The organism is Shewanella putrefaciens, assembly GCF_016406325.1.
Taxonomy (GTDB): domain Bacteria; phylum Pseudomonadota; class Gammaproteobacteria; order Enterobacterales; family Shewanellaceae; genus Shewanella; species Shewanella putrefaciens.
This window is the reverse complement of sequence record NZ_CP066370.1, coordinates 1,361,602-1,386,447: the sequence shown is the minus strand read 5'-3', so window position 1 is coordinate 1,386,447 and position 24,846 is coordinate 1,361,602. Positions and strand designations below refer to the sequence as shown.

Below are 24,846 nucleotides of genomic sequence, written 5' to 3'. Positions count from 1 at the left end.
TCTATATTGAAACACACTCATTATTTTGCAGTAGGCTCACCTGACTCGACTTGCTGTTCATACTTACTGAGCTTGTTATAGAGGGTTTTAACGCTAATCCCTAATTGTTCAGCAGTATCGGTTTTATTGCCATTACTGGACTCTAGTGCTTGATAAATGGCAATTTTCTCCAAATCATCTAAACGCATCCCTTGGGGAATAATCACTTCTTCCTCAGCAATTTTGGCGTTATCGATTTCCTGTTCTAGCTGCAAATGACTCGGCAAAATCTCTTGATCCGCCAGAATATAAGCCCGCTCAACGGCATGTTTTAACTCGCGTACATTGCCTGTCCAACGATTAGCAGCAATCATCCGCAGACTTTCCTCTGAGAAAACTTTGCACTGCTTTTCAGCCACATTACGATAAGCCAGAAAATGCTGCGCTAATCCGATAATATCTTCACCACGAACCCTTAATGGTGGAACTCTAATCGGGAATTGAGCCAAGCGAAAATATAAATCCTCTCGAAATAGCCCAGCCTCTATTGCCGCAAGAGGATCACGATTCGTTGCCGCCACAATGCGTACATCTGAGTGGAGTACTTTGTCTCCCCCCACTGGGCGATACTCATTATTTTCTAGCACTCTAAGTAACTTTACTTGATGCTCTATAGGCATTTCCGTTATTTCATCGAGAAATAACGTTCCACCTTCCGCCTGTTCAAAAACCCCTTTATGATCCCGATTTGCACCAGTAAAAGCCCCTTTAACATGTCCAAATAACTCACTATCAACCAATTCGGGACTGAGAGCGCCGCAGTTAATCGCAATAAAGGGCTCATTCACTCTAGGGCTTGCTAGGTGGATAGTATTAGCGACTAACTCTTTACCTACACCACTCTCGCCAATAATTAATACATTACTGTCGGTGACTGATACACGACGAATGGTGCGATACAACTTATGCATAGGCGCCGACGAACCGACAAGTAAACCGTATTGGTCTAACTCGCTTAAAAAGGGGCTTGAACGGCTGGGTGAACTAGCGACTAAATGTTGAGCAAAATCAATTAAAATACTACTTATCAGTGACATATCATATGGCTTGCGAAGATGATAACCTGCATATTGCGCCATAAGCTTATCTAGGTTGGGATTGGGCTGACCATTGGAGAGAAAGATAAACTCAATCCCCGACATAGCTGCATTTTTCATTAAATCAAGATAGTCCTCGTGACTAAGACAAGGAAACTCAATAACTGCAACATCAACATGATTGGCTTCAAGCTGGGCAAGCCAAGGTAAGTCATCAATACTACGCAGTTTATTAAAATGTAAGGCACCTTCAAGTTGCACAAGTGCTTGCTCGGCACCTAAATCCTGTAGGTGATAAAAAAGTGTTGGTCGAGCCATGCTAAGTTCACTCCTGTGTATGAAGATCCACTGTATGCCAGCCGTGAAACTTTAACAACATCAATGGTAATAGTTTCCGACATACCAATCGAATAACTGAACTAACTAAAAATATCGCTCTATAAATCAGTCTTTTAATCTACCACTAAAAACGAGAACGGAATATGCATGGTAGCTGAACAAAACTGACATTATTAACTCAAGAATGCCGGACTCAGGCATAAGGAGATGGATTATGAAGTCTAATGTTGTGCAACATCAGACTGATATCAGCGCCGATATCAAGCTTAGCGAGGGGATTATTACACTCTGCCAGAGGGGAGATGAGTTCTACACTCGCGCGATCTCTCTGGTCGATGACTATAACCTGCAACGTATTCTTAGGGTGCAATCCTCTGTCTATAAACGTCTATTAATCAGACTATCCTTACCGCAAGACTATCCAAGTACAGGTAACATCACTAACCAACAAGTAAATCCTTATGCTCAAGTTGAAACGCTATTAGAACAACACGTAATCTCTGTGGCCATTGCGGCTCTTATCGAGATCGAGCAACAAGTGCTAACTCAACTAAAGCGGGCAGTAAAACAAGCACATCATCCACATCTCACATGTCAACTTGCCGAAGGCACTGCTTGGTTACAAATCAGTTGCGATGCCATGCAATCCCTTCATAACCCTTAACGCTCTAGTTACTAACCGCACAGTCTTGTGCGGTTTTTCATGTCAATTGCATCGAGGGTCTCTCTGCAATAATTACATTTATTCGGTAAAAAAGACCGATTAATGGCCTCTACAACAAGCCTAAATCAAAGATAAAACTATTATATAAATAAATAAATCAATAAGTTAAAAACATTGGCACGATTCACGCTATATCTATCCTTGAGTCAACAACTGAGGATATCATCATGAAAACAGCAACAGTATTAGCAACCTTACTTATCGGTTCAATCAGCTTAAATGTGGCTGCAGCTCAAGATTGGAAAAATGAAGCCAAAGATGCTTGGATTGATGGTAAAGCAGAAACGACCCTGTTACTCAATACTAACCTGAACTCCTTTGACATTATGACCGATGTAAAAGATGGTCATGTGACCTTAACCGGACAAGTAGAAAGTCGCGTCGATAAAGCCCTTGCAACAGAGCTTATCAAAAGCCTAGATGGGGTAAAAGATGTCGATAACAAGTTAACCGTAATGAGTAAAGATGATGGTACCAGCGATGTGATGAAAACCTTAACCGACTCCAAAGTCGCCACCGTTGTCAAAACCCGTTTATTATTTTCAACCGATGTTTCTGGCACCCAAATTAACGTCGATGTTGCCGATGGTGTTGTGACTCTCAAAGGGGAAGTCGCAAGCGATGCAGAGCGTCAACTCGCGCTGAAAATTGCAGAAAACACCGACGATGTTAAAAAGGTGGTTGATAAAATCAGCATAGTTAAAAAGGTTTGATAAATCAGCTCCAAAACAGCGCTTTCACAAATGATTAACATCAAGCTATAGGACTGAATTATCGGTCCAAAAACAAAACCCGCCTAGGTGGGTTTTGTTTTTATTGTTGGCAGCGGACCCTATTCACACTCTGCAAAAATACCCATAACGCCTCGCACGCTCTAGTTAATCCCCGTTTCAGTAACTGTCAGTTCTAAGGTTTTAACGATTTCAGGATTTTCTGACATAGGTTGATTAGGTGCCCTATCTCTATAGGTAACGGCGATTTTATAAGGTGACTCAAAGGGATAAACAGGTTCAACATTATCAACCTCAATCCTATCTCCAATCAAAACACTCCCCAAATGCTTCAAACTGGAGTGTTCATAATCGAGGTTAAATAATCCAAGATACCAAAACACCCCAGAACCTTGAGTTGTCACAATAAATGGCGCAACAAAGGGCATTGTTTGCGCATTCAAATCCAATTGAATAGGAGCATTACTCTGTGTGTCTGGCTCTAATGCGGGATCAAAATTAAGCGGAGTAATACGCATATAATCGAGCAATACTCGTCCCTTGACGTCACCGTCTTGGTAGTCGCCAATGGCAAACTCTGTTTGCTTAACTTTAATAAAATGCGTTAATGCCACAGGTTTATGTCCTTCGGGTAAATGTACTTCAAAGGGGTTAGCAGTATTAAGCGTAAACAGTTTCAGCATCACCTCAGATGCATTGGCAACTGGTTTTATCTCACTTGGTACGACAAGATCTGTCTCATTAATGTCAACACGATTAGCTTGTACCTTCGCATTCTCTAGAGCCATCGCATCATCAAATGGCATCACTCGCCCATCTTCCACGACCATAAACACATCATCATTCGTCATATTAAAACGATAGATGCCCGCGGCAAGTATGCCGAGTACGACGACTGTTGCGGCTATGGTTAACTTTACAAACGTACTCATTATTTCCCCCAGTCACCCTTTAAATTTCATTTCAGTTTGCAGCAGTATCACCCCAATTTGTAGACAAAAGCAGTATTACAGATAGCACTGAAAAACAAACCTATGAATGAACTGAAATTGAGTTTATTTTTGTATTAGTCAGCCAAAGTTCAGCAAATATCGCAAAAATTGCGCAACCGAGGGGGAAATAAATGTCAATTTATGGATAGTCGTGACTTAGCGACTACACTCACTGACGTTATAATCACCGTCATTCACAGCCATCATCGATGGCACATTAACTCGAACAATGTGGTTTTATTTAACCTTTCGCTAAGGATTTTCGCACCAATGACGACAGCCTCGACTAGCCCTTTTACCGTATTGAACCAAACTACTGCTGCTTCATTCAATGAGCAGAAAAATCTGATTAAACGGGTATTTAAAGGTAAACCAGTCCAATGTCCAAGCTGTAAGCAAACGCTAAAAGTGGTATTACCCGAGCAGGTAAAAGCGGAACAAACTGCGGGGATCTTCTGCGCTAAAGGCTGCACTGATATCGAACTCGATATGGAAGCCGTTGCAGGACTGTAATTATCCAACATTAATCGCACAGAGATAAGTGCTGTTAAACACCTTGAGTTGTGGCGAATGACTCAAACAGGTGAGTCACTCGGCTTCGTGCAACATAATATTATCAGGCGCTAAACACTCAGCCATTGATATTCGAGCAAAGGTTCAGCACCCGCTTGCAGGCCACGGCTCAGCGTGACGTTAAATACACTTTTAGCGGGAATACTTCCCACGCCCTTGGGTGTGCCTGTCATCACAATATCGCCCTCATCGAGACTGATAAATGCCTGTAGCTCGGACAATATGGTTTGAGGTTTGTAAATCATTAAATCGATATGCCCCTCTTGGACTAGCTTGTCATTGATACTCAAGGTGAAATGCAGTGGTGCCTCTGCATCATCAATCGCCACAAACGGACTGAATAACGCTGCACCATCAAAGGCTTTTGCTCGCTCCCAAGGCAATCCCTTAGCTTTTAACTTAGTTTGCAAATCACGTTTTGTGAGATCTAAACCCACTGCAACATGACTAAAACGACCATGCAGGAACATAAAGCAAAGTTCAGTTTCATAATGCAGCGTTTCACCCAAATGTTGTGAGTGAAGCTCGGTCGTTATCGCTGAATTAGGTTTTAGGAATACCACCATATCCTCAGGTATTTCATTGCCTAACTCATGGATATGATCCACATAATTCCGCCCAACACAGATAATTTTTGTTGGCACTACGGCCGACTCACCTAACATTACCGTTTTCATTTCTCTCCTTTCACGCCCATTAAACTGAAAACAAAGTGAGCAACTTTACTCCTGTAGAACTCTGCTACACTTAAATGAATATATCAATAAAAACAGCACCCTAATAATTAATGCCCTAGGATGCTAAATAAATCCACCTAGAAACGGCACTAGCAAGAGGCAATAAGCCCTATGTTAACACTCAGCATTAAACAAAAAATGATCTTAAGTTTTAGCGCTATAGGTGCCCTGCTTATTGCAGGAAGTGGCTTTTTTTATTATTCACTCACCCAAGTGCAAATGGCTTATCAAAATATTGAAACCTTAGCTGTTCCAGTACAAAAACAGAGTAACAGTTTGCAGTTAGTGTTACTCAAAATGTCACGGCTGGCGACACTCGCCTATAGCCAACAGGACAGTTCTGCTTTAACTCAAAGCAAACAAGCTTTTACCGCCCTGCAGGGAAAATACCAAAATATCGAAAATGAATTAGTGCAAAGGGTAGTAGATCAACCGCAAATGCAAACGTCATTGAAAGAAGCGCAAGTAAAATACCAGTCTTACTTACAGCAAACTCAGGCCATGTTTGAAGCTAAACTCGCCAGTGAACAGGCAAAACTGCTTTATCAACAACTTTTTAACCAGCTAAATGAAGCCAAAACTCAAGCCAGTAATGCCATGATCGATCTGGAAACAATTGCCCTGCCAGACAATCCAGTCTTACTCGAAGAAATTATCGGTACAGGTACACGTATCGACGATATGCTTTACACCTTAAGTAATACTATGGGAGAACTTACACACACTAAAACGGTAAATACCATTGATTCCCACCAACAAGATGTTGGTTTACTGCTGGGTAATCTCAATACCAATTTTAGCTTTTTAAAACAACAAACGATGGGAATAGATACCCTAGATTTGCTATCCATTTTTGAACAACAACTCGCCATTATTTCCTCTTTACTCGCGACACCCGCCGAACTTTATCAAACACAAAAAAGGGTCGTTGAGGCACAAACACAAGCTGAACAACATTATCAAAATGCCGACAAAGATTTTAATGCTAATAACCTTGCCTTAGATAAATTAATCACCTTAGCCGACCGCCGATTTAGCAATCTGCAAACCATTGCCAGTAATGATATTCAACAGGGTCAAACCTTAGCGATTGTGCTCACACTGGTATTTATCGTTATGGTGAGTTTTATTTCCTTCTTTACCTCCAAAGCTATGCTCACCCCTTTGGCCCAAGTCAATGGCGCGCTCGCAAGCATAGCTCAAGGGGATTTATCTAAACGTATTCACAAACACCATGACGATGAATTTGGCACCTTGATAGATAATATGAACACCCTAAGTGACGATCTTGCCAAGCTACTAACCAACATCAGCCAAAATGCCCATTTATTGGACAGCTCTGCGACTCTAACCAATGAACAAGGCCAGCGCATCGCCAATGCCGCAACGGCGCAAATTAGCCGCGTCGATGAAACGAAAGCCTTGGCAGAACAGATGTTTACTAGCTCAAATCTTGTGACAGAACAAGCATCAGAATCCGCAGAACAAATCAACCAAGCCTCCCAATACGGTAATCAAGTGCAGCAAATTGCCGATGATAACCGTACGAAAATCACTGAACTCAGTGCACGTTTAAGCCATTCAGTCGAAATCATGTCACGTTTAAGTATCCATAGCGATAATATTGGGGGCATTTTAACGACGATCAGCAGCATCGCAGAGCAAACCAATTTACTGGCATTAAATGCGGCAATTGAGGCGGCTAGAGCAGGAGAACACGGTCGTGGTTTTGCTGTGGTGGCCGATGAAGTGCGATCGCTTGCTTCGCGTACCCAAGCCGCCACCGCCGAAATTCAAACCATGATCACGGCTCTGCAACAAGAAACGTCCACTGCAGCCGATGCGATTAGGACGGGCCAACATCAAGCGAATGAATGTGTTGAACAAAGTCAGGCGCTACATGGTGCTATCGGTCAGATTGAAGCCTCATTGTATTCAATTAATCACATGAGCCAACACATCATCCAAGCCGCCCATGAACAACTTAATTACAGTCAGCGAATTGAGTCGAGCATGAGCGAGGCGGCACAATCTGCAGACCAAAATGCCAATGAAGCCATGGACATGGCCAAACGCAGTAACGAAGTCACTCTGCTTGCCCATTCACTCACCAGCTCAGTAGAGCGGTTTAAATTGTAGGGATGATGGGACCTAGAATCTAGGCGTACTCCATCAGAAATTCATCGAGTTGTTCGTTGGCAATTTCAATCTCGTCACCTTCGAACTGGGCAATATGAAACATCCCCTCACCTTCGTTAGTCACAGGGATATTACTTATTCCGATGATAATACCGTCGGTTGGGGCGCGAATGGCCACACTGTCACCACCGTGAGGACTGACGATATGGGCAATAATATAGCCCTTAGTCACCCGTTGGCCCAGTTTAAGCTTCATATTCACTAAACCATCGGATTCACTGCGAACCCAATAACTGCGAATAGCACTGACACTCGATCCTTTATTGCTCACTCGCCCTTTAAGCATATCTAAACTGCGCATCACATTGAGCACACCTTTAAGGCCTGATTTTATCGACAACTCGCTAAAGCGTAATGCCTCACCAGCCTCATATAAAATGCAAGGAATGCCCTGTTGATTAGCGTAACCTCGCATAGAAACACCGCGCGCTTTAGAATGCATGATCAGCGGTGCACCAAAGGCATTCGCCATGGCGAGCATAGTCTCATCATTCGTATCACAGCGAATTTGCGGCAGATTATCCCTATGGACGGCCCCTGTATGTAAATCAATCACATGGGTTGCATGCACTAATAACTGAGTCGCAAACAGATTAGCTAAACGGCTTGCCAGCGCCCCTTTACTGGAACCTGGGAAACATCGATTTAAATCACGGCGATCGGGTAAATAACGGGATTGCTGAATAAAACCAAACACATTCACTATAGGCACCACAATTAGCGTGCCCGCCAGATTCTTTGGATTGACCCTAGCTAATAAACGCCGACAAATTTCAATGCCATTGAGTTCATCCCCATGAATGGCGGCGCAGACCAGTAAAGTCGGACCAGGTTTGGCTCCGTGAAACACTTCCACATGAATTTCGAGTTGCGTATCGGTATATAATTTTGCGACTGACAACTTGATCCCAAGTTGAGTCCCCGCTGTGACTCGTTTACCTGCTAATTCAAATGCTTCACGTCTTTTTACCATGGCAACTCCCTTGTTCTATCAAATGTTATCCCGTGCGGTTGGCTCATGTTTACCGCATTTTTGCCAAAGTGATCCGCTATTGCATATCAGCCTACTTTAAAGACTAAAGTGGGATTTTAAACGAATTATTGCGGCTCAAATTGATTCAGCCAAGATTTTAAAATCTGCAGTAACACAGGCCTATCTTCAACGCTCACGCCCGCGAACAACGCACTTTGACATTGAATATGCTGAGGTAATGCCTTATCAATGAGCGCCTTACCCTCAGCAGTTAACGAGACATGAACACCACGACGATCTTCCTTACTGTGCTCCCGTTCGATCAGTCCCTTATTTTCGAGTCTGTCTAAACGACTGGTCATAGCGCCAGAACTTAGCATCATGCTCTGATAAAGTTGTGAAGGCGAGAGTGTGAACGGCTTTCCCGAGCGCCTTAACGTCGCGAGCACATCGAACTCCCCCTGACCTAAGCCAAATTCGGCGTGGCATTGCAGCAGTACCACTTCGATATATTTCGTTAAACGAGCGATTCGCCCGAGCACAGCCATAGGGATCAAATCCTCAGTCACCCCTTGCTGTTGCCACTGTTCAACAATTCTATCGAGACCATCTTCTTTGGGATTCGAATCCGCTTTCTTTTTATTCGTAGAACTCGCGTTAGTATCCGCAGGGCTTGCGTGAGTGAGAGTCATTTTAGCTGCCATAGGTTTATCTCAATATAAAGATTCTTTACATCATTCTTTACATCTTAGTCATTTTCTCGCAGAATTAAAATATCTTTACATCAAGATACATCTGAAAGAGATTCTTTTTGAATTGTAGTGATGTGGTTTCAACCTACTGTTGTTGAAAGGAAATCATCATGAGTATGCTAAATGCTGCTACAAATCACTTTTTCAGCAAATCAAACTCAGCTTATTTTTGGAGACAATCCATGCGATCCCCCCAGACAGAGAAAGCGAATTTATTGCTGCTCGGACTCGCGTTCATCCTTATTGGTCTAAATCTACGTCCCATTCTCGCCTCCGTTGGGCCTTTACTGCCCAGCATACAAAAGGATATCAGCTTAAGCTTTACCTTAGCGTCTATGCTGACATTGCTGCCCGTGCTCGCCATGGGGCTGGGTTGTTTTGCAGGCTTTAGTATCGCTAAACGCTTAGGATTCAATACCGTAATGACAGGATCATTGCTACTGCTGATCGCCGCTACTGCAATGCGCTTCTGGGCGATAGATGCCAATTGGCTTATCTGCTCGGCATTACTGGCTGGGGTCGCAATCGCCCTCATTCAAACCATAATGCCCGCCATGATTAAGCTTAATTTCGGTGAACGGGTGCCCTTAATGATGGGGCTTTACGTCACCGCCATTATGGGCGGCGCCGCATTAGCGGCGAGTAGCGCGCCTTTTATCGAGATGCACTTAGGTTGGCGCGCGGGTCTAGGTCATTGGACTTGGCTAGGCATATTCGCACTCGTGCTGTGGCTCCTGATTAAACATAAAGCTGCATTACCTAGCCAAGCAAAAGAGCAAGCTTTGCAGCTTAACTTTTGGCGTTTTCGTCGCAGTTGGTTATTGGCGATATTTTTTGCATTAGGCACAAGCTGTTATGTCTGCGTACTTGCATGGCTAGCCCCCTACGCGGTCGAGCTAGGTTATAGCCAAACTCAATCGGGATTAGTGTTAGGTTTTTTAACCAGCATGGAAGTAATCGCAGGCTTAGTGTTTCCTTGGCTTGCCAGCAAGTCGACGGACAGACGCGCCATCATAGCCCTACTCTGCTTGCTACAACTCATTGGCTTTATGGGACTGGCACTCGCCCCTCAATTATCGCTATTTTTATGGGCGGGACTTGCAGGATTAGGTATTGGCGGGATTTTTCCACTCGGGCTGATTGTCACTATGGATCATCAACAAAATCCTATATTAGCAGGTAAATTAACTGCCTTTGTACAAGGTGTGGGATATACCATAGCGGCTATCTCGCCTTGGATTGCCGGATTAATTCGCGATAATTTCAACAGCTTTAACAGTGCTTGGCTATTACTCGGTGGCTTAAGTGTGATCGCGTGGATATTATCTTGGCAATTTAATCCGCAGGGCTATGCACGCCAATATCAAATCACCCGCTGCGTATCTTAACCATCTAATTTAAAATAAAAAAACGCCATATCGGCTAACGATCATGGCGGTTTTTATTGTGTTGAGCTAAATAAATCGCGCTCACACTAAGCGAAACTTAAGACTTTTTAACGAAGCACGTCAGAATCACAATACGAGTACCGTTAACGCGGCCTTCGATATGCTCTGGGTTGTTGGTCAAAGCAATGTTACGCACAGCTGTGCCACGCTTAGCCACAAAGCTCGTGCCTTTCACGTTTAAGTCTTTGATGATGACCACAGTATCGCCAGCATTGAGCACTGCACCATTACTGTCTAACGTTGGCGTCGCATCGTCACCTGCTGCGGCAACTTCGGCATCACCCCACGCTTTTAAATCGTCTTCAAGGTAAAGCATATCCAGCAAATCTTGCGCCCAGCTTTCGCCATTTAAGCGCTTAAGCATACGATATGACATCACTTGAACTGCCGGTACAGGACTCCACATGCTGTCATTCAGACAACGCCAGTGGTTCATGTCCATGGTATCCGGTGCCGCAATTTGGCCACTGCAGGTTTCACAAATCATGATCTCATTGTCACGGCCATCGGAGGCTGGCAGATCATAAATAGAGAGTTCAAGCTCGCTGCCACACAGTTCACACTTGCCGCCACAGCGACTTAGCAATTCATTTTCAGTCATTTTTCTGTTCTATATGCCTAGTAAAACGCGGATTATGCCATAAAATGGCATTTTTCGGCAGGGGGCCGAGGCAATATAACCCTATTTTTTATGAGCTATATATACCTAGTCCACACAGCCTTGGTGATTTATCTTTAAAATTCATAGGCTAAACTCAAACGGACATCACGCCCAGCTGCGGGTATCCCATCGGAGAGAAACGGTACCACTTGCTGATTGGTGAGATTTTTTACCATCAAACGCACACTTAATCCCTTTAAAATGGCTTGAGGTTCATAGGCAAAATACACATTCTGTAGGAAATAATTCTCGCTGGGTGACTCGGCATTAAAGATATCACCGTGGGGAACATGATCTTGAGCGTCATACCAAGCGCCCTGCCAAGCGATAGAAATGTCATCGGTAATATACATGCCTAAACGCAGGCGAATATCGAGTGGGGCTATGTTAGCTAAGTATTCATCGTCATCTTGGCTATCTCTGAGCGAACCATTGTGTTTACCTTGCAGCCATGAAACCGCAAGATCACTGAACACATCTTGATAGCGATATTGGGCTTCAAAATCGGCACCGTAAATATGGTAACCATCAAGATTTGTGTAACCACTTTGAATTAACTGGGTTTTATCAGACTTAGCTCCGCGGCGCTGGGCAATATCATCACGGCCTAAGTTGGCAAACAGGGTGATTTGCGTCGATAAGGCATCCTCATTGGCAAGTACATGCTGGTGCTGCGTCATTAGGCCTAATTTGAAGGCATGCAAGCGTTCGACATCAATGTTGCGACTCGTGCCAGTGATACTCGCCTTAGCGTATTGCACGGCATAAATTTCATCCACCACAGGGGCTTGCAGACTATAGGCGTAATCAAAGTTTAACCGAGCGTGATTTGTCAGTTGGTAATCTATACCTAATCTTGGTGAGAAACCCGAATGATGGGTCGAGCTATAGTCGTGGCCCGCAGCAATATCGTTGTAATCTGGCGCAATATTTGGCCTACCTATACTGTAGATAAAGTCATATCGCAGCGAGGGAGTCACAGTTAAGTCATTAGTAATATGAATTGCATCGCGAACATAGGCGGCATAGGTGTCTTGGCGACCTTCAGGTTGATAGTAAGGTGTGTACCAGCCAAAGTTTTTCTCAGGATTCTTCTCATAACTCTTGTTAAACACAAGCGAAGTGCGGTCAAGACTACGGTACTGTAATCCAGTGGTGATCTCATGGTCGCCAATCAAACTCAAGTTATTGATATCAATGTAGTCACGTTTGTAATCTAGCCAAGATTCATGGCCGAAGTTGCCTACGGAAACCGTCATTTTCTCCCACGCGATATCGGGTCTTACCCAGTGGCGTGCATTCGCCGAATGGGAAATGACCACTTGGGTATCGATCAGGGGATTACTCGGCGAATAGCGATAATTAGCCGACCAAGTGTTGTCTTCATAAGTGTTGTAGGCGGTTGTGGCATACAGAGCCTGCTCGTAGGAACCGTACTTTTTGATGTTGTAGTCCGAAATTGCAGGCATAGGGCCACGGCGGTTAGCCCAAGGTTTGCGGCCCTCATCAAGATAATGGGTCACGCTCAACGCTAATTGGTGATCGCCCTGTGCGTAATCCATCTTACCTAGGTAGTTATTTTGCTCATAGCCTGAATATTCATACTCTTCACCATTGGCTAAGGTGACGTCCCCCGCATCGCGACGCGTCAGATGCAGCAAACCAGATAGAGATGAATTCACGCGGCCATAAACTGTCCCCGTATAACCCATAGCGTCATTATTGCTGGCGTAGCTGGTTTTGACTCGCGCGCCAAGGGATTGATCATATTTAAGAAAATCATCAGCCGATTTAGTGACAACATACATGGCACCACCAAAACCGCCATTGCCAGAGCGCACATCATGGGCACCTTTAATCACTTCCACTCGCTTGATGAGATCAGGATCGAGGAAAAATGATCCATAGCGATACTGCTCAAATCCCACCGGAGCATTATCCACATAAACATTAAAATCTTCAGTCTCGCCAAAGCCCCAGACATTAATACGTTCACCACCACTGCGAGTGCCGCCATCAATATGGGCGCCGGCCATATCATCGATCACTTCGGCGAAAGTTGTCGCCTGCATCTCCTCGATTTGATCCATGGAAATAATCGCTTCACCGGGTTTAGTCACCGTCATCACACGTCGATACTGTTGTCCGTGAACTTGTATGACTTCAATGGGCTGTACTTTCGGTTCACCCAGAACATCCGATGCAAGTAACGGTAGTGAAGGTAAAATCCCCACAACAAATAGACTGACTTTCGTTTTTAACTTCCCTAATTTAGGCTGATAACACATTCAGCATCTTCCTATTTACGACTCAATGTAAAATTAGGGCGGCATTATAGGCATCAAAACGAAAGATAAGAATAGTTCTCAATTAGCTTTACATGTAAATAGACAAACGATAGGAAAACCTTTCATTGGAAAATTTAAGTGAAGATCTTGCTAAAGACTGGCAGTATTAGTACCAAATTAAACAGCACTTTATCCTCTTGATAGCATTCTTTGGCAGGATAAGTGAAGCATACGGGCGACTCGCCTCTGCTTCGCTTGGTTAACATCTATGCTGTTTGCACTCGTTTTATATGCATTAATAAGGTTCATCGATAATGGCCACTTTAACAACTAACACCCCCATCGCGACGGGTTCAACATTCAGCGCAGCAAGCCTGCAATTTTTAAATAAACTGGCACAAAACAACTCCCGCGACTGGTTTAAAGCCCATCAGGCAGAATACGAAGAGACTGTGCGAACACCTGCACTGCAGTTTATCGAGCAAATGCAGCCCAGTATTCTCGCCCTCTCGCCTAGGCTCACTGCCGTACCGAAAAAAGTCGGTGGCAGTCTGATGCGTCCCCAGCGAGACAGCCGTTTTAGCAAAGATAAAACGCCCTATAAAACCAATATCGGTATTCAATTTCGGCATTTTCAAGGTAAAGATGTGCATGCGCCAGGACTATATTTGCACATTGCCGAAGACGGCTGTTTTATTGCCGCAGGGATTTGGCACCCAGAATCAAAAGCCTTAAATGCCATTCGCACTTGTATCGATGAAAATCCCAACGGTTATAAAAAAGCATTACAAACCTTGCAAAACCATGGATTTACTATGGATGGAGATAGCTTAACTCGCCCCCCCAAAAGGGTTTGATAAAAACCACCCTATGCTCACTGAGCTAAAACGAAAAGATTTTATCGCAGTTAAAAATATCGCCTTTGAGGAGCTCTGCCGCCCAGATGCCGCCCGTTTTTGTGCCGAGCAGTTTGCACATTGCACTCAACTGATGGCCTATTTGTGTTTTGCGCTCGATCTCGATTTTTAAAAATATAAGGAATCATCATGATAGATTTATACACAGCCGCGACCCCTAACGGTTTTAAAATTTCCATCGCACTGGAAGAAATGGGACTTGAATATCGTGTCCATAAATTAGATTTCAGCACCAGTGAGCAAAAACAGCCCGAGTTTATCGCCATCAATCCCAACGGTCGCATTCCCGCCATTATCGACCGCGATAACGAGGATTTTGTGGTATTCGAATCGGGTGCGATTCTGCTGTATCTCGCCGAAAAAACAGGTAAATTCCTGCCAGCCGATCCTAAAAAGCGCTCACAGGTGATCCAATGGTTAATGTTCCAAATGAGCGGCGTCGGTCCCATGATGGGACAAGCCAACGTATTCTTTAGGTATTTCCCTGAAAAAATCCCCGCTGCCATTGACCGTTATCAAAAAGAAGGTCGACGTTTATTCGAGGTTATGAATACTCAACTAGCTACAAATCAATACCTTGCAGGTGACGAATACACGATTGCCGACATCGCCACTTGGCCTTGGGTGCGGATCCACGAGTGGAGCGGCATCAATATGGAAGGTCTGACACATTTGCAACGTTGGTTAGATGAGTTAGCACTCAGACCCGCGTGCCAAAAAGGCATAGTCACGCCACCACCGGTGGAAATGAGTGATGAAGAACGGGCTAAGCAAATCCAAAAGATGGTGACGAAATAATCACCTTCCAAGCGGTAATTGAGCGATAGTCTGCAAATAACCCTTTGTTACTGAATGCACTATGAGTTTCAGTGACTCAACCACAAAAAGCCCCGCAAGTTGATGCGACTTTGGGGCTTTTTTTATGCCTGTTATCGGGCAAAACTGCTACACTCTGCGCCACTTATTTTTCCCTCTGTTACAGTTATGCCTCCTACATAAGGCGCAGCCACAGAGAGCATAATTCAGGCTAAATTTATGGGTAATCCAAGCAGCTTCTCTTCCGACAAGGCATCCAACTCAAACACATCGTCAGCGTTAAATGCAGAGGCGAGCACCCCAGCGCAAAAACGTGCGCTCAGTTACGCCAGTACAATTAAGCAATTATTCGATGAAATTCAAAGCAGTAAAATGCCCGCCGACCGTATTCTGGCCAACTACTTTAGAGAATATAAAAAACACGGCTCTAAAGATCGTAAAGTCATCCGTGAATCTTTGTTTAGTCTATTTCGCTGGTGGGGTTGGTTTCAGCGAATAGGCGATCAACAAGCATCAGCGACTTATTTTGCCAGCCTAAGCGCCAGTGCGTTATTGGAAGCCCATGCTTGGCAAGATATCGCCACAGCTTGGCATGAGTTATCGCAGTCGCCTATCGATTATCAACTGGCTCAAGCGCTTGCCGTTGACAGTCTCGACGACAAACTCACGCTAATGCAGCATTTATTTCCCGCGGCGAAGCTTAAACCACAGGATTTATTACCCGACTGGTTCTGGCAAGTGTGTCCTATTGATGCGGCTCTGCAAACGCAATTAATTGAGGCTATGTCCAGTCGCCCACCAATTTGGGGCCGCGCACAGGGGATCACTAGCCAAGATGCGGCGACACAACTGCAAGCGCTTGGCATCGATGCTAGTTATGGTCATTACTTTAACGATGCCATTAACCTTGGCAGTAAGAGTATGAATCTTAATGAAATCGCCCTGTATAAAGACGGTAACATTGAGATCCAAGATTTGGCTTCACAGGTCATAGGGCAAATTTGCGCGCCAGAACCCGATGCCCATTGGTGGGATGCTTGCAGTGGTGCAGGTGGTAAAACCCTGCAACTGCGCTCTTTGATGTTAGCTAAAGCTGCTGATAACCAAACACCCTCTGCGGGCAGCATCATATCGTCCGATATTCGCTCCAATGCCCTAGAAGAACTGACTAAGCGTGCCCAAAGAGCCCACTTTAACAATATTAGCGTGGCCCGTTGGAAGAGCGATGCCCTGCCCGTGCCAGCGGATCATTTCGACGGTGTGTTAGTCGATGCCCCGTGCAGTTGCACTGGCACTTGGCGACGTAACCCCGATATGCGTTGGTTGGATAGTGTTGAAGCCGTGGCCGATAAAGCCGCGTTACAGCTCGATATTTTAAGCCGCAGTAGCCGAGCAGTTAAAGCGGGCGGCGTACTCGTTTACGCCACGTGTTCCTTGTCGCCGCTCGAGAACCAAGACGTGGTGACGGCGTTTTTACAGCAACATCCAGAGTTCATGCTCACGCCGATACGCCATCCTTTTACGGGTGAACAAACAGAAATGTTGACCGTATGGCCTTTTGAAGCGAATAGTGATGGTATGTTTGTCGCGCGTATGCTGCGCAACAAGTAACACTAACTCATTATTTTTATTGGATCTTCGCGCCCTAGATTTTGGGCGCATATCATCACGCATAAAAAACACTACATTCAGCAAATAATAATACTGATTAGATATCAAAAAGATAAGTGTGAAAAATAACAGGTAAATTCACTGTAAACCGATGAGTATCATGTAAGCAGCTTATTGGACAAAACTTTTCACCATCAATGATGAAAAATTTCGCTTTAGCTTCATCGCACCTTTGGGTAAAAAGATCGAGTGCTGAAAATGGCACAGGTATTTTTTGGAATTTTGACCATGTCACACTCCTATGAATTTGACGACGATGATGCGCCATGGGGCGATAACGTCAAAGGTAAACAAAAAAATAAACGTGTAAAACAGCGACGTAGGGATACAAAACGTCGTTTCTCGGACGATACAGAGGTGGATTTTTATCAGCATAAATCGAAGTAACCTAGCTTTTAAGAATTTGTGTTAACAAGTTCGCGTTTTATGAAATCTGTCAAATCCGAGCAAGTTGGATGCCCTCCAACTTGCTAGTTCACTCTACTGATCCTCTCTCAGCCTTTCTCAATATGTTCAGTTGTAAAATCAATAGATTAATTAATATACTCCGCACTTAGATGATAAATGCCGATTTTGCACTGTAAGCGTCTTAGTGGCTTAATCGATGAAATAAATACAAAGGGTATAAAAAAGCCGACCAAATGTTCACTTTGGCCGGCTCAATAATTAACACAACGCTAAGACTTAAAAGCGGAATTTTCCACCGATATATATACCATCTTCGAAGGTCAAATCTCGGGCATTATCATATTCGAATGCGAGTTTCCGGTAACCGACATAGAGTGCCATATTGGGCGTAAGACGATACTGGACTTTTGAATCCAACTCATAATGACCATCGACATTGCCAAATGATAGGACAGAAGGCGCATAATAAGCCGCAGCGTGGAGTGAAATATTGGGTCCCATGGAAAGGATATAACGACCTCCGACAGAAACAGCACTGCCATTGGGAGCCTCATCAGCCCAAAGTTGGCTCAATTTTGCCCCAACTTCAAAGTGATGAACACCAGTATCATGGGTCATATGCATAGCCCCTTGGGCAATATGACCACTATCATCTGAGTAGATATAACCTAATACTGCATTCGTATCTTTACTCAGTTGCAGTTCTAACTCTGTAGAAACCACGTCATTGTTCAACCCAAGATTAAATTCTGACGCATTCACTTGCAGCGCTGCTGCGCTCAATAATAAAACACTTGCTACTCTGAACTTAGCCATAAAAACACCTCAATAATGACTGTGGGTAATCGACACGGATCATACCGAAGAAACAAAGAAAATCTGCATATTTATGTAATCAAAGAATGTTTTTTACAAATAAGAAACTAAAAAGATCATAATAAAAACATATAAGTGATAAATTCGCTTCACTTACTGATTATTTAACCACCGGTGGGTGTTCGATCCCCCGCCAAAGACTGCATTACAGTTTCAACATTAATACTGTCTTCTAGGGTTAAATAATACCAACCGACAGTATTTCCCGTACCACGGATACTTAAATAATCACGCCAAAATTTAAATCCCGCTTTCAATAGATTGGCTCTGCTCGAGATATTTTCCGCTCGAATGGTTGCAAATAAGATGGCAATCCCCAGAGATTTCGCAACTTCAATCCGTTTTTGTGTCAATCCTTGCGCAATCCCTTGACGTCTATATAAAGGTGATACAACTAAATAACCAAACTCCCCTATTTTGCCTTCGCCAGCTTTAATTGCTGCACAGCCAACAATATTTCCTTGGGGTGTTTTTGCAAGAACCACTGCACGAGAGCGAAAAAAAACTGAGTGTTCCAGTGGGTGAGCATTATCATCGCGTTGCTCTATTAAGCTTGCCGCTAACATCAACTCCTCTGGTTTCTCGCTCAGCACAAACTGAATGCCACTCATATCAAAATTATCCATCAATATTATTTATTGGTTAAACCCCTAAATGCCGCCATGTTCCATTATAAATAGAGTAAGGTTGCCATGCCTAAGAAAGTAAAAAAGCCCACCACATCCGTAACTGTCGTTAAAATGACTGAACCTGATAATGCAGCATCTTGATTAAACTTTTGTAATACCATAGGAACCAGCACTCCTGCTAACGCGGCTACAGCCATATTAATCAGAATGGCACAGGCAATTACAATGCCAATGGTATTGTCACTAAACCACCAACCAGCGACAATACCAATCACGATGGCCCACAAAATACCGTTGACAATCCCTATACCCAGTTCGTTTTTCATTAATGAAAACACGTTACCTACCGAAATTTGCCCCATCGCCATACCACGGATCATCAGTGTCAACGATTGACTACCAGCAATCCCGCCCATAGAAGCGACGATCGGCATCAATACTGCCAGAGCAACAACCTGTGAAAGCACATTTTCAAAAAGCCCGATAGTGGCTGAAGCTAAAAACGCAGTGAGTAAGTTAATACCGAGCCAAACAGTTCGACGTTGAGCGCCTTTCATGATAGGTGCAAATAAGTCGTCTGACTCATCCATACCTGCTGTTGCCATTAATTGCGCCTCATAGTGCTCACGCACTAACGCCGTTGCAGTTCGCAGCGTCACGCGGCCAATTAACTCACCCAGATCATCAATAATGGGTAATTCAATTTCACGGCTATGTTCAATCGCTTCAGCCGCATCCAATAAACTCGTATCGGCGGACAAGGCTCTGCTATCCGCAGCTAGAAGTGAAATTAATAACTCATCTGGATTGTGCTTAAAAATATCGTAACGCCTTACCGTACCTTGATATTTATCTTCATCATTAACGATAAACAGATTGTCATTACAATCGAGTTCTATACGGCGGAAAAAACGCTGTGCCTGAGCAACGGTTGCCTTATCACTGAGAACCAGCATTTGGTGATCCGTATAGCGACCAATTTGATTCTCTGAATATTGATCATATAACTCAAAACGTTGTCGCTGACGCTCCCCCATTTGCGCCAATGCACGGTCAGTAAAACTCTCGGGGAGGTAATCGCTCCATTCAATTAAATCTTCTGGGCTTAATTGCGCAAATAACAAATCCACTTCATTATTTGGCATCCGCTGCAAAATCCCCATACGGGGATCGGCACGCATCAAGCTGAGTACTGTGACACGTTCACTAAACTCAACCTGCTGCCAACGCTCGTAACGCTCATCTAAAGGTAAAGACTCAAGCACCAGAGCAATGGTGCCAGGTTCCGCTTCGTTTAGAATTTCGCTAAAGACCTCAGCTTGCTCTTCACCTTCTACATCAGTGAGTTGTTGAACAACCTGTCCCACATCTACCTGAGTGTTTGTTTCATATTCGGCTTGATGTTCAGTCACATGAACGCCCTTTTTTACAACTAAATTCACGTAACTATATTGATATTTAAGATAATTAGCAAACAAGACAACTGAATTGCACACAAGTATATTGTTATAAATTTATTTATTAATTATGCTATTGTCCTACATAAGGGAGAGATAAACATGACATCAAATATTTACAGCCATACAGCAACAGATATTCAAGGCAATACCGTATCCTTGGCACAGTATCAAGGTAAAGTCTTATTGATCGTTAATACCGCTAGTGAGTGTGGATTTACACCTCAATACAAAGGGTTAGAAGCACTGTATAAACAATTTCAAGATGAGGGATTTGTGGTACTCGGTTTTCCTTGTAATCAATTTGGTGCCCAAGAAAAAGCAAATGAGGAAGGGATCCAACATTTTTGTGAATTGAATTTTGGGGTGACTTTCCCACTGTTCTCTAAAATTGAAGTGAACGGCGAGCATACCCACCCTCTATATCAGTATTTAAAAAAAGCCGCTCCAGGAGTTTTAGGCACTGAAGGGATCAAATGGAACTTCACTAAATTTTTAGTTAATCGTCAAGGTGAAGCCATTGAACGTTTCGCGCCAACGACAAAACCTGAAGCATTAACCAGTAAGATTAACGCTCTGTTAAAATAATTTATTGTCTATCCATCTGAAAATATTCAGTTAAAAAAATAAATTAATTTTTTTAATATAAAATTGAACTTTAACCGTACGCACCACTCAAATGTATTGAGCAGCGAATGTCTTTTTCATGTTCATCATTCTCCCAAGGGCTTCTAGCGCAGCCCCTTGACCTAGGAGTAGGTCACTAGGCGACCGTTTGGTTGCCTTTTTTTATCTCTTCTCTTCACTTCACTTTTACTATGCCCAAAATGTTGCTATTTAGGTTGCTTGAACATATCCAAAAAAATATTTTCTCTTTTTTTCTAAAACGAGTGAACTTTACAAAAAATGATGACTCTGAATATACGTAAGGATTAGCAAATGAGATTAAATGCACACTTGGTAGTGGGGCTTGTTAGATAAAGAGCTTCATTCAAATGATACAGTTTCTGTTTTATCGCATTGAGTCAGGTTGGTTAGTCGTTCATCATCATCTCCCTTTGGGGATACAACGGAAAACACGCTAGCGCACTGAATTCTTTTGTATTCTACTCTGATTTTTTATGGCAACCTCTGGTTGCCATTTTTTTATCTCAAATTTATGGGCATTTTAACGACTTATCCAACTGTACTTGAATCGATGGATGATACCCTTTACGAGCTTTAGCATAAATTTCTTTTAATTCGGTATCATATCCAGCAATTTGTAGTTCAGCATAAAGCGGTCGTACAAATTTACCTCGGCCAATGCGTATCAAATAAGCACTTAAAGCTGGCAAAACTGGATCATAGTGATTACGAATTGCCACTCTAAACCAATCACAGGCAATTTCTGCATTCTTAGATTGGGTGAAATGAAAAGTGTCATCAAGATCCATCAGTTGGACTTGGGTCAAAACTTCAGGTAGTTGACTCAAAAAATATTGCCAGTGGTGAACTCGCCAACCTTTAACGGTTAAATGACTTGCCGCTGTCCCCTGTAAAAAACACGCCAGTGCATCATCCACTTTATCTAAACTCGACGAAGTTGGACCTCTATACCATTCTGGTAAGCCTTCACCATAAACCCACTCAAGCAGCTCTACTTCACTTATTTTATCTGGATATGTTTGTAATATGGTTGCTTGAGCATAAGTGACAAACTCCTCGGTCGTGATGGCTTTAAAAGCAAAATGGCTCACATATTTGATTAAAAATTTATCGAACTCAATCCTTCCGAGTCTATGTTCTAGCTCGTGAACAAACATGGAAGCTTTATCATAGGTAAAGCGATTAAACGCAAGATTGGGATCGTCCAGTTGCACATTCGCAGGTAAGGTTTGTTTGTATTTAGGTAACGAGGTCATTTCCTCTTTTAGGCGGCCAAACTCTATCACCCACTCTAATTCAGCCTGTTCTTTACCATAAACGGCTTCGACAATTCGATTGGTAAAATAGGTGGTAAAACCTTCGTTTAACCAAAGATCCCGCCAAGTTGCATTGCTCACTAAATTCCCTGTCCAAGAATGGGCTAACTCATGGGCAACGGTTGACACCAAACTTTTATCCCCAGCAATCAAGGTTGGCGTTAAAAACGCCAATCTTGGATTTTCCATTCCACCAAAGGGAAAACTCGGTGGCAGCACTATGATGTCATAGCGATCCCACACATAGGGACCAAGTAATGCTTCAGCAACCTCGAGCATATGTTCGGTATCATCAAATTCGGCAACGGCAGCCTTAAGCATACTGGGTTCAGTATAAACGCCACATCTTGGACCTATTGCTTGGAAAGCTATATCTCCTACAGCTAATGCCATTAGGTGAGTAGGAATGGGCTTTTCCATCTCAAATGTAAAGGCGCCTTCTAATGGGGTTTCTGGATGATTCATGGCACTCATTACAGCACGCATCCCCAGTGGTACATGTACCTTAGCGTCGAAGGTAATTCGCACTTTGGGGCTATCTTGCAGTGGGATCCAGCTACGAGCATTAATGGGTTGCGATTGACTAAAGAGGTAAGGTTGTTGTTTACCCGCGGTTTGTTCTGGCGTTAGCCATTGCAACCCTTGTGCATTGGGGGATGTTTGGTATTCAATACAAATCTGATAGCAAGGAGTGCGAGGTAAACGAATACAGAGTTTTTGCCCTAGGATTGGATTGTTTTCTTGGAATTCAAAATCAAGGAACTCTACATTAAGGGGCTCTGCACTAACGGTTGTCACGGCAAGTATGGTTAAATCTCGAGTATCAAGCCAAAGCTCTGCAACATGTGATTGCACAAAGTTCAATGACAGTGTCGCTTTACCCGTAAGGCGCTGAGCATAAAAATCCACCGATAGCTCCAAAGAGACATGGGTCACTTGCACCTGTTCGCTATTGGCAAAAGAATGATAATCTCGGGTCAGATCCCAATCGGTATTGATAAATAAATGACTGTGTGTTGATTCTATCGACATCGCCTCGATAACCTGTATTCACTGTAGCAATTAAGACACATTATCGACTGCAAATTTAGTCAGACGCAAATGGTATGATCAGGATGTATCATCGGATTTTTGTAACTAAGCATATTCTAGGCATTTGCCGTTTAAGGGGGGGAGGTTGATAAAATGCTGTTGTAGAAAGCACCTATTACGCAGTATTAATCTTTTTATATAAATTTTTTTGCTCTTTGTGTGAACTAATTTTCAAACCTTGAGTCAGATATTATGAACCGAATCTTTGCAATGAGTTTCTTCGTTCATCATCATTCTCCTTTAGATGGTTTCTAGCGCGATCATCCCGGTATTCCGATTTGGAATTTATAGCAACCTACTTAGGTTGCTTTTTTTTATACCTTCGTTTGTACTTAAATCTTTCTCTCAAAGCATCCCCATAAAAAAGGACCTCCGAAGAGGTCCTTAAGTGTGATACGACTTAACTTACAAGCGAATACCTAATTGCTCTAAATCTTTAGCAACAACGCTTTTGGGCAAAGTGACATAACCGTCTTTCTCTACCACTTGCTGACCTTGCTTAGACAGCACGTAACGGATGAATTCTTTTTCCATTGGCGCTAAATCTTTGTTTGGTTGTTTGTTCACGTAAACATATAGGTAACGTGATAATGGGTAAGTACCGTTAGCCGCATTTTCAGGTGTCGCTTCGATAAATTCATTGCCTTTCTTGGCAATAGGCACAGCTTTTACACCTGCTGTAACATAGCCAATTCCAGAATAACCCACAGCATTAAGTGATTGAGATACTGATTGCACTACCGAAGCAGAACCGGGTTGCTCATTCACGTTGGCTTTGAAATCACCTTTACAAAGAGCATGTTCTTTAAAATAACCATAAGTACCAGATACTGAGTTACGGCCGTAGAGTTGAACATCTTTTGCTGACCAGTTACCGTCAAGGCCTAAATCACCCCAACGTTGGATATCACTGCCACCACATTTGTGCGTAGAGGAGAAAATACCATCAACTTGCTCTGCAGTTAGACCTTTAATTGGGTTGTCTTTATGTACAAACACAGCTAAAGCATCAATTGCTACGCGAATTTCTGTAGGCTTATAACCATAATGCTTTTCAAACGCTTCAATTTCGTTGGGCTTCATCTTGCGGCTCATAGGACCGAACTGTGAAGTCCCTTCTGTCAACGCTGGTGGCGCTGTAGAAGAACCTGCGGCTTGAATTTGGATATTAACGTTAGGGTACATGTGCTTAAATTCTTCAGCCCATAATGTCATCATATTGGCTAAAGTATCCGAACCTGCAGATGATAGATTGCCTGATACGCCACTTGTTTTCTCATAAGTAGGCAGAGATTGATCAATCGATGCCATGGCAGTGGCAGAGAATACACCAGCGGCAGTAAGAGTCATCGCGCCGACAAGCTTTTTCAGTTTCATTATATGCTCCAGTAGTAAGCTAACTAATTTCTAACTAAGTTTCTTCAGACGCAGCCAGTATCAATTGCTACAATGACAATTCTATGTCTGTGATGTGACACTTAGATGACAATGTCACATTTTTATATTTTTTTGAGTTCACCGTC

21 protein-coding genes and 1 pseudogene are annotated in these 24,846 nt (G+C 43.3%); 10 read left to right on the top strand and 12 right to left on the bottom strand.

Translation table 11 applies throughout. The features are described 5' to 3' along the window. Window positions 1-20: 20 nt before the first annotated feature. Complete coding sequence (locus tag JEZ96_RS06235; RefSeq protein ID WP_014610198.1) at window positions 21-1,394, bottom strand: sigma-54 interaction domain-containing protein; 1,374 nt, start codon at window positions 1,392-1,394, stop codon at window positions 21-23. Between the two features lie 235 nt (window positions 1,395-1,629). Here JEZ96_RS06235 and JEZ96_RS06230 point away from each other — a divergent pair, with 235 nt between their 5' ends. Beyond that, entirely contained in the window at window positions 1,630-2,079 is a 450-nt protein-coding gene (locus JEZ96_RS06230) for a hypothetical protein (RefSeq protein ID WP_025007437.1), read from the top strand. Between the two features lie 227 nt (window positions 2,080-2,306). Further along, on the top strand, window positions 2,307-2,852 hold the full coding sequence (locus tag JEZ96_RS06225; protein WP_011790059.1) for a BON domain-containing protein: 546 nt from the start codon (window positions 2,307-2,309) through the stop codon (window positions 2,850-2,852). A 161-nt stretch (window positions 2,853-3,013) separates the two neighbouring features. Here JEZ96_RS06225 and JEZ96_RS06220 read toward each other — a convergent pair whose 3' ends face one another. After that, window positions 3,014-3,802 carry a hypothetical protein gene (locus JEZ96_RS06220; protein WP_025007436.1) on the bottom strand — a complete coding sequence of 263 codons (789 nt, stop codon included), beginning with the start codon at window positions 3,800-3,802 and terminating at the stop codon, window positions 3,014-3,016. A 330-nt stretch (window positions 3,803-4,132) separates the two neighbouring features. Between JEZ96_RS06220 and JEZ96_RS06215 the strand changes: the two genes are divergently transcribed. Then, entirely contained in the window at window positions 4,133-4,375 is a 243-nt protein-coding gene (locus tag JEZ96_RS06215; protein WP_011790061.1) for a hypothetical protein, read from the top strand. Window positions 4,376-4,485: 110 nt separating this feature from the next. Here JEZ96_RS06215 and JEZ96_RS06210 read toward each other — a convergent pair whose 3' ends face one another. Then, entirely contained in the window at window positions 4,486-5,112 is a 627-nt protein-coding gene (locus tag JEZ96_RS06210; protein ID WP_011790062.1) for a fumarylacetoacetate hydrolase family protein, read from the bottom strand. A gap of 171 nt (window positions 5,113-5,283) precedes the next feature. Here JEZ96_RS06210 and JEZ96_RS06205 point away from each other — a divergent pair, with 171 nt between their 5' ends. Continuing rightward, a complete protein-coding gene (locus JEZ96_RS06205; RefSeq protein WP_025007435.1) occupies window positions 5,284-7,311 on the top strand; it encodes a methyl-accepting chemotaxis protein in 2,028 nt (675 codons plus the stop codon). A 19-nt stretch (window positions 7,312-7,330) separates the two neighbouring features. Here the strand turns inward: JEZ96_RS06205 and JEZ96_RS06200 are convergent, their stop codons facing one another. Both JEZ96_RS06200 and JEZ96_RS06195 read right to left on the bottom strand, forming a co-directional pair. Beyond that, on the bottom strand, window positions 7,331-8,344 hold the full coding sequence (locus JEZ96_RS06200) for a succinylglutamate desuccinylase/aspartoacylase family protein (RefSeq protein ID WP_128090130.1): 1,014 nt from the start codon (window positions 8,342-8,344) through the stop codon (window positions 7,331-7,333). Window positions 8,345-8,469: 125 nt separating this feature from the next. Beyond that, window positions 8,470-9,048, bottom strand: coding sequence for a MarR family winged helix-turn-helix transcriptional regulator (locus JEZ96_RS06195; protein WP_025007434.1), 579 nt, complete (start codon window positions 9,046-9,048; stop codon window positions 8,470-8,472). Between the two features lie 230 nt (window positions 9,049-9,278). Between JEZ96_RS06195 and JEZ96_RS06190 the strand changes: the two genes are divergently transcribed. Further along, window positions 9,279-10,484, top strand: coding sequence for an MFS transporter (locus JEZ96_RS06190; RefSeq protein ID WP_061783335.1), 1,206 nt, complete (start codon window positions 9,279-9,281; stop codon window positions 10,482-10,484). A 97-nt stretch (window positions 10,485-10,581) separates the two neighbouring features. Here JEZ96_RS06190 and JEZ96_RS06185 read toward each other — a convergent pair whose 3' ends face one another. Together JEZ96_RS06185 and JEZ96_RS06180 are read right to left on the bottom strand one after the other, a co-directional pair. Then, the gene (locus JEZ96_RS06185) at window positions 10,582-11,145 is read right to left on the bottom strand and encodes a PhnA domain-containing protein (protein WP_011790067.1); all 564 of its coding nucleotides are present in this window, start codon (window positions 11,143-11,145) and stop codon (window positions 10,582-10,584) included. A gap of 134 nt (window positions 11,146-11,279) precedes the next feature. After that, the gene (locus tag JEZ96_RS06180) at window positions 11,280-13,493 is read right to left on the bottom strand and encodes a TonB-dependent receptor domain-containing protein (RefSeq protein ID WP_025007432.1); all 2,214 of its coding nucleotides are present in this window, start codon (window positions 13,491-13,493) and stop codon (window positions 11,280-11,282) included. Window positions 13,494-13,807: 314 nt separating this feature from the next. On the opposite strand from JEZ96_RS06180, the pseudogene JEZ96_RS06175 reads away from it, so the two are divergent. The 4 genes and pseudogenes from JEZ96_RS06175 (at window position 13,808) to JEZ96_RS06160 (ending at window position 17,284) form a co-directional block, all read left to right on the top strand. Beyond that, a pseudogene (locus JEZ96_RS06175) lies at window positions 13,808-14,522 on the top strand (DUF2461 domain-containing protein). Between the two features lie 17 nt (window positions 14,523-14,539). Further along, the gene (locus tag JEZ96_RS06170; RefSeq protein WP_014610189.1) at window positions 14,540-15,208 is read left to right on the top strand and encodes a glutathione S-transferase family protein; all 669 of its coding nucleotides are present in this window, start codon (window positions 14,540-14,542) and stop codon (window positions 15,206-15,208) included. A gap of 237 nt (window positions 15,209-15,445) precedes the next feature. Beyond that, a complete protein-coding gene (locus tag JEZ96_RS06165) occupies window positions 15,446-16,837 on the top strand; it encodes an RsmB/NOP family class I SAM-dependent RNA methyltransferase (RefSeq protein ID WP_025007431.1) in 1,392 nt (463 codons plus the stop codon). A gap of 288 nt (window positions 16,838-17,125) precedes the next feature. Further along, on the top strand, window positions 17,126-17,284 hold the full coding sequence (locus tag JEZ96_RS06160) for a small highly charged protein (RefSeq protein WP_041408228.1): 159 nt from the start codon (window positions 17,126-17,128) through the stop codon (window positions 17,282-17,284). A 297-nt stretch (window positions 17,285-17,581) separates the two neighbouring features. Here JEZ96_RS06160 and JEZ96_RS06155 read toward each other — a convergent pair whose 3' ends face one another. The 3 genes from JEZ96_RS06155 to JEZ96_RS06145 form a co-directional block, all read right to left on the bottom strand. Then, entirely contained in the window at window positions 17,582-18,121 is a 540-nt protein-coding gene (locus tag JEZ96_RS06155) for a YfaZ family protein (protein ID WP_011918965.1), read from the bottom strand. Between the two features lie 164 nt (window positions 18,122-18,285). Continuing rightward, a complete protein-coding gene (locus JEZ96_RS06150) occupies window positions 18,286-18,792 on the bottom strand; it encodes a GNAT family N-acetyltransferase (protein WP_198779865.1) in 507 nt (168 codons plus the stop codon). A gap of 59 nt (window positions 18,793-18,851) precedes the next feature. Beyond that, window positions 18,852-20,222: a magnesium transporter gene (locus JEZ96_RS06145; protein ID WP_014610185.1), complete on the bottom strand. Its 1,371-nt coding sequence runs from the start codon at window positions 20,220-20,222 to the stop codon at window positions 18,852-18,854. Window positions 20,223-20,369: 147 nt separating this feature from the next. Between JEZ96_RS06145 and JEZ96_RS06140 the strand changes: the two genes are divergently transcribed. After that, window positions 20,370-20,855, top strand: coding sequence for a glutathione peroxidase (locus tag JEZ96_RS06140; RefSeq protein WP_014610184.1), 486 nt, complete (start codon window positions 20,370-20,372; stop codon window positions 20,853-20,855). Between the two features lie 569 nt (window positions 20,856-21,424). Here the strand turns inward: JEZ96_RS06140 and JEZ96_RS06135 are convergent. Together JEZ96_RS06135 and JEZ96_RS06130 are read right to left on the bottom strand one after the other, a co-directional pair. Beyond that, window positions 21,425-23,263, bottom strand: a complete 1,839-nt coding sequence (locus JEZ96_RS06135; protein WP_128090131.1) for a M1 family metallopeptidase — start codon at window positions 23,261-23,263, stop codon at window positions 21,425-21,427. Between the two features lie 465 nt (window positions 23,264-23,728). Then, the gene (locus JEZ96_RS06130; protein WP_128090132.1) at window positions 23,729-24,700 is read right to left on the bottom strand and encodes a PstS family phosphate ABC transporter substrate-binding protein; all 972 of its coding nucleotides are present in this window, start codon (window positions 24,698-24,700) and stop codon (window positions 23,729-23,731) included. Between the last annotated feature and the right edge of the window lie 146 nt (window positions 24,701-24,846).

Excerpts from the sequence above, each read along its gene's own strand:
- JEZ96_RS06190 (WP_061783335.1), top strand. The coding sequence starts at position 9,279 with ATGCGATCCCCCCAGACAGAGAAAGCGAATTTATTGCTGCTCGGACTC.
- JEZ96_RS06230 (WP_025007437.1), top strand. The coding sequence starts at position 1,630 with ATGAAGTCTAATGTTGTGCAACATCAGACTGATATCAGCGCCGATATC.
- JEZ96_RS06195 (WP_025007434.1), bottom strand. The coding sequence starts at position 9,048 with ATGGCAGCTAAAATGACTCTCACTCACGCAAGCCCTGCGGATACTAAC.
- JEZ96_RS06150 (WP_198779865.1), bottom strand. The coding sequence starts at position 18,792 with ATGAGTGGCATTCAGTTTGTGCTGAGCGAGAAACCAGAGGAGTTGATG.
- JEZ96_RS06140 (WP_014610184.1), top strand. The coding sequence starts at position 20,370 with ATGACATCAAATATTTACAGCCATACAGCAACAGATATTCAAGGCAAT.
- JEZ96_RS06165 (WP_025007431.1), top strand. The coding sequence starts at position 15,446 with ATGGGTAATCCAAGCAGCTTCTCTTCCGACAAGGCATCCAACTCAAAC.
- JEZ96_RS06210 (WP_011790062.1), bottom strand. The coding sequence starts at position 5,112 with ATGAAAACGGTAATGTTAGGTGAGTCGGCCGTAGTGCCAACAAAAATT.
- JEZ96_RS06215 (WP_011790061.1), top strand. The coding sequence starts at position 4,133 with ATGACGACAGCCTCGACTAGCCCTTTTACCGTATTGAACCAAACTACT.
- JEZ96_RS06220 (WP_025007436.1), bottom strand. The coding sequence starts at position 3,802 with ATGAGTACGTTTGTAAAGTTAACCATAGCCGCAACAGTCGTCGTACTC.
- JEZ96_RS06180 (WP_025007432.1), bottom strand. The coding sequence starts at position 13,493 with ATGTGTTATCAGCCTAAATTAGGGAAGTTAAAAACGAAAGTCAGTCTA.
- JEZ96_RS06225 (WP_011790059.1), top strand. The coding sequence starts at position 2,307 with ATGAAAACAGCAACAGTATTAGCAACCTTACTTATCGGTTCAATCAGC.
- JEZ96_RS06205 (WP_025007435.1), top strand. The coding sequence starts at position 5,284 with ATGTTAACACTCAGCATTAAACAAAAAATGATCTTAAGTTTTAGCGCT.
- JEZ96_RS06135 (WP_128090131.1), bottom strand. The coding sequence starts at position 23,263 with ATGTCGATAGAATCAACACACAGTCATTTATTTATCAATACCGATTGG.
- JEZ96_RS06155 (WP_011918965.1), bottom strand. The coding sequence starts at position 18,121 with ATGGCTAAGTTCAGAGTAGCAAGTGTTTTATTATTGAGCGCAGCAGCG.
- JEZ96_RS06160 (WP_041408228.1), top strand. The coding sequence starts at position 17,126 with ATGTCACACTCCTATGAATTTGACGACGATGATGCGCCATGGGGCGAT.
- JEZ96_RS06130 (WP_128090132.1), bottom strand. The coding sequence starts at position 24,700 with ATGAAACTGAAAAAGCTTGTCGGCGCGATGACTCTTACTGCCGCTGGT.
- JEZ96_RS06170 (WP_014610189.1), top strand. The coding sequence starts at position 14,540 with ATGATAGATTTATACACAGCCGCGACCCCTAACGGTTTTAAAATTTCC.
- JEZ96_RS06235 (WP_014610198.1), bottom strand. The coding sequence starts at position 1,394 with ATGGCTCGACCAACACTTTTTTATCACCTACAGGATTTAGGTGCCGAG.
- JEZ96_RS06200 (WP_128090130.1), bottom strand. The coding sequence starts at position 8,344 with ATGGTAAAAAGACGTGAAGCATTTGAATTAGCAGGTAAACGAGTCACA.
- JEZ96_RS06185 (WP_011790067.1), bottom strand. The coding sequence starts at position 11,145 with ATGACTGAAAATGAATTGCTAAGTCGCTGTGGCGGCAAGTGTGAACTG.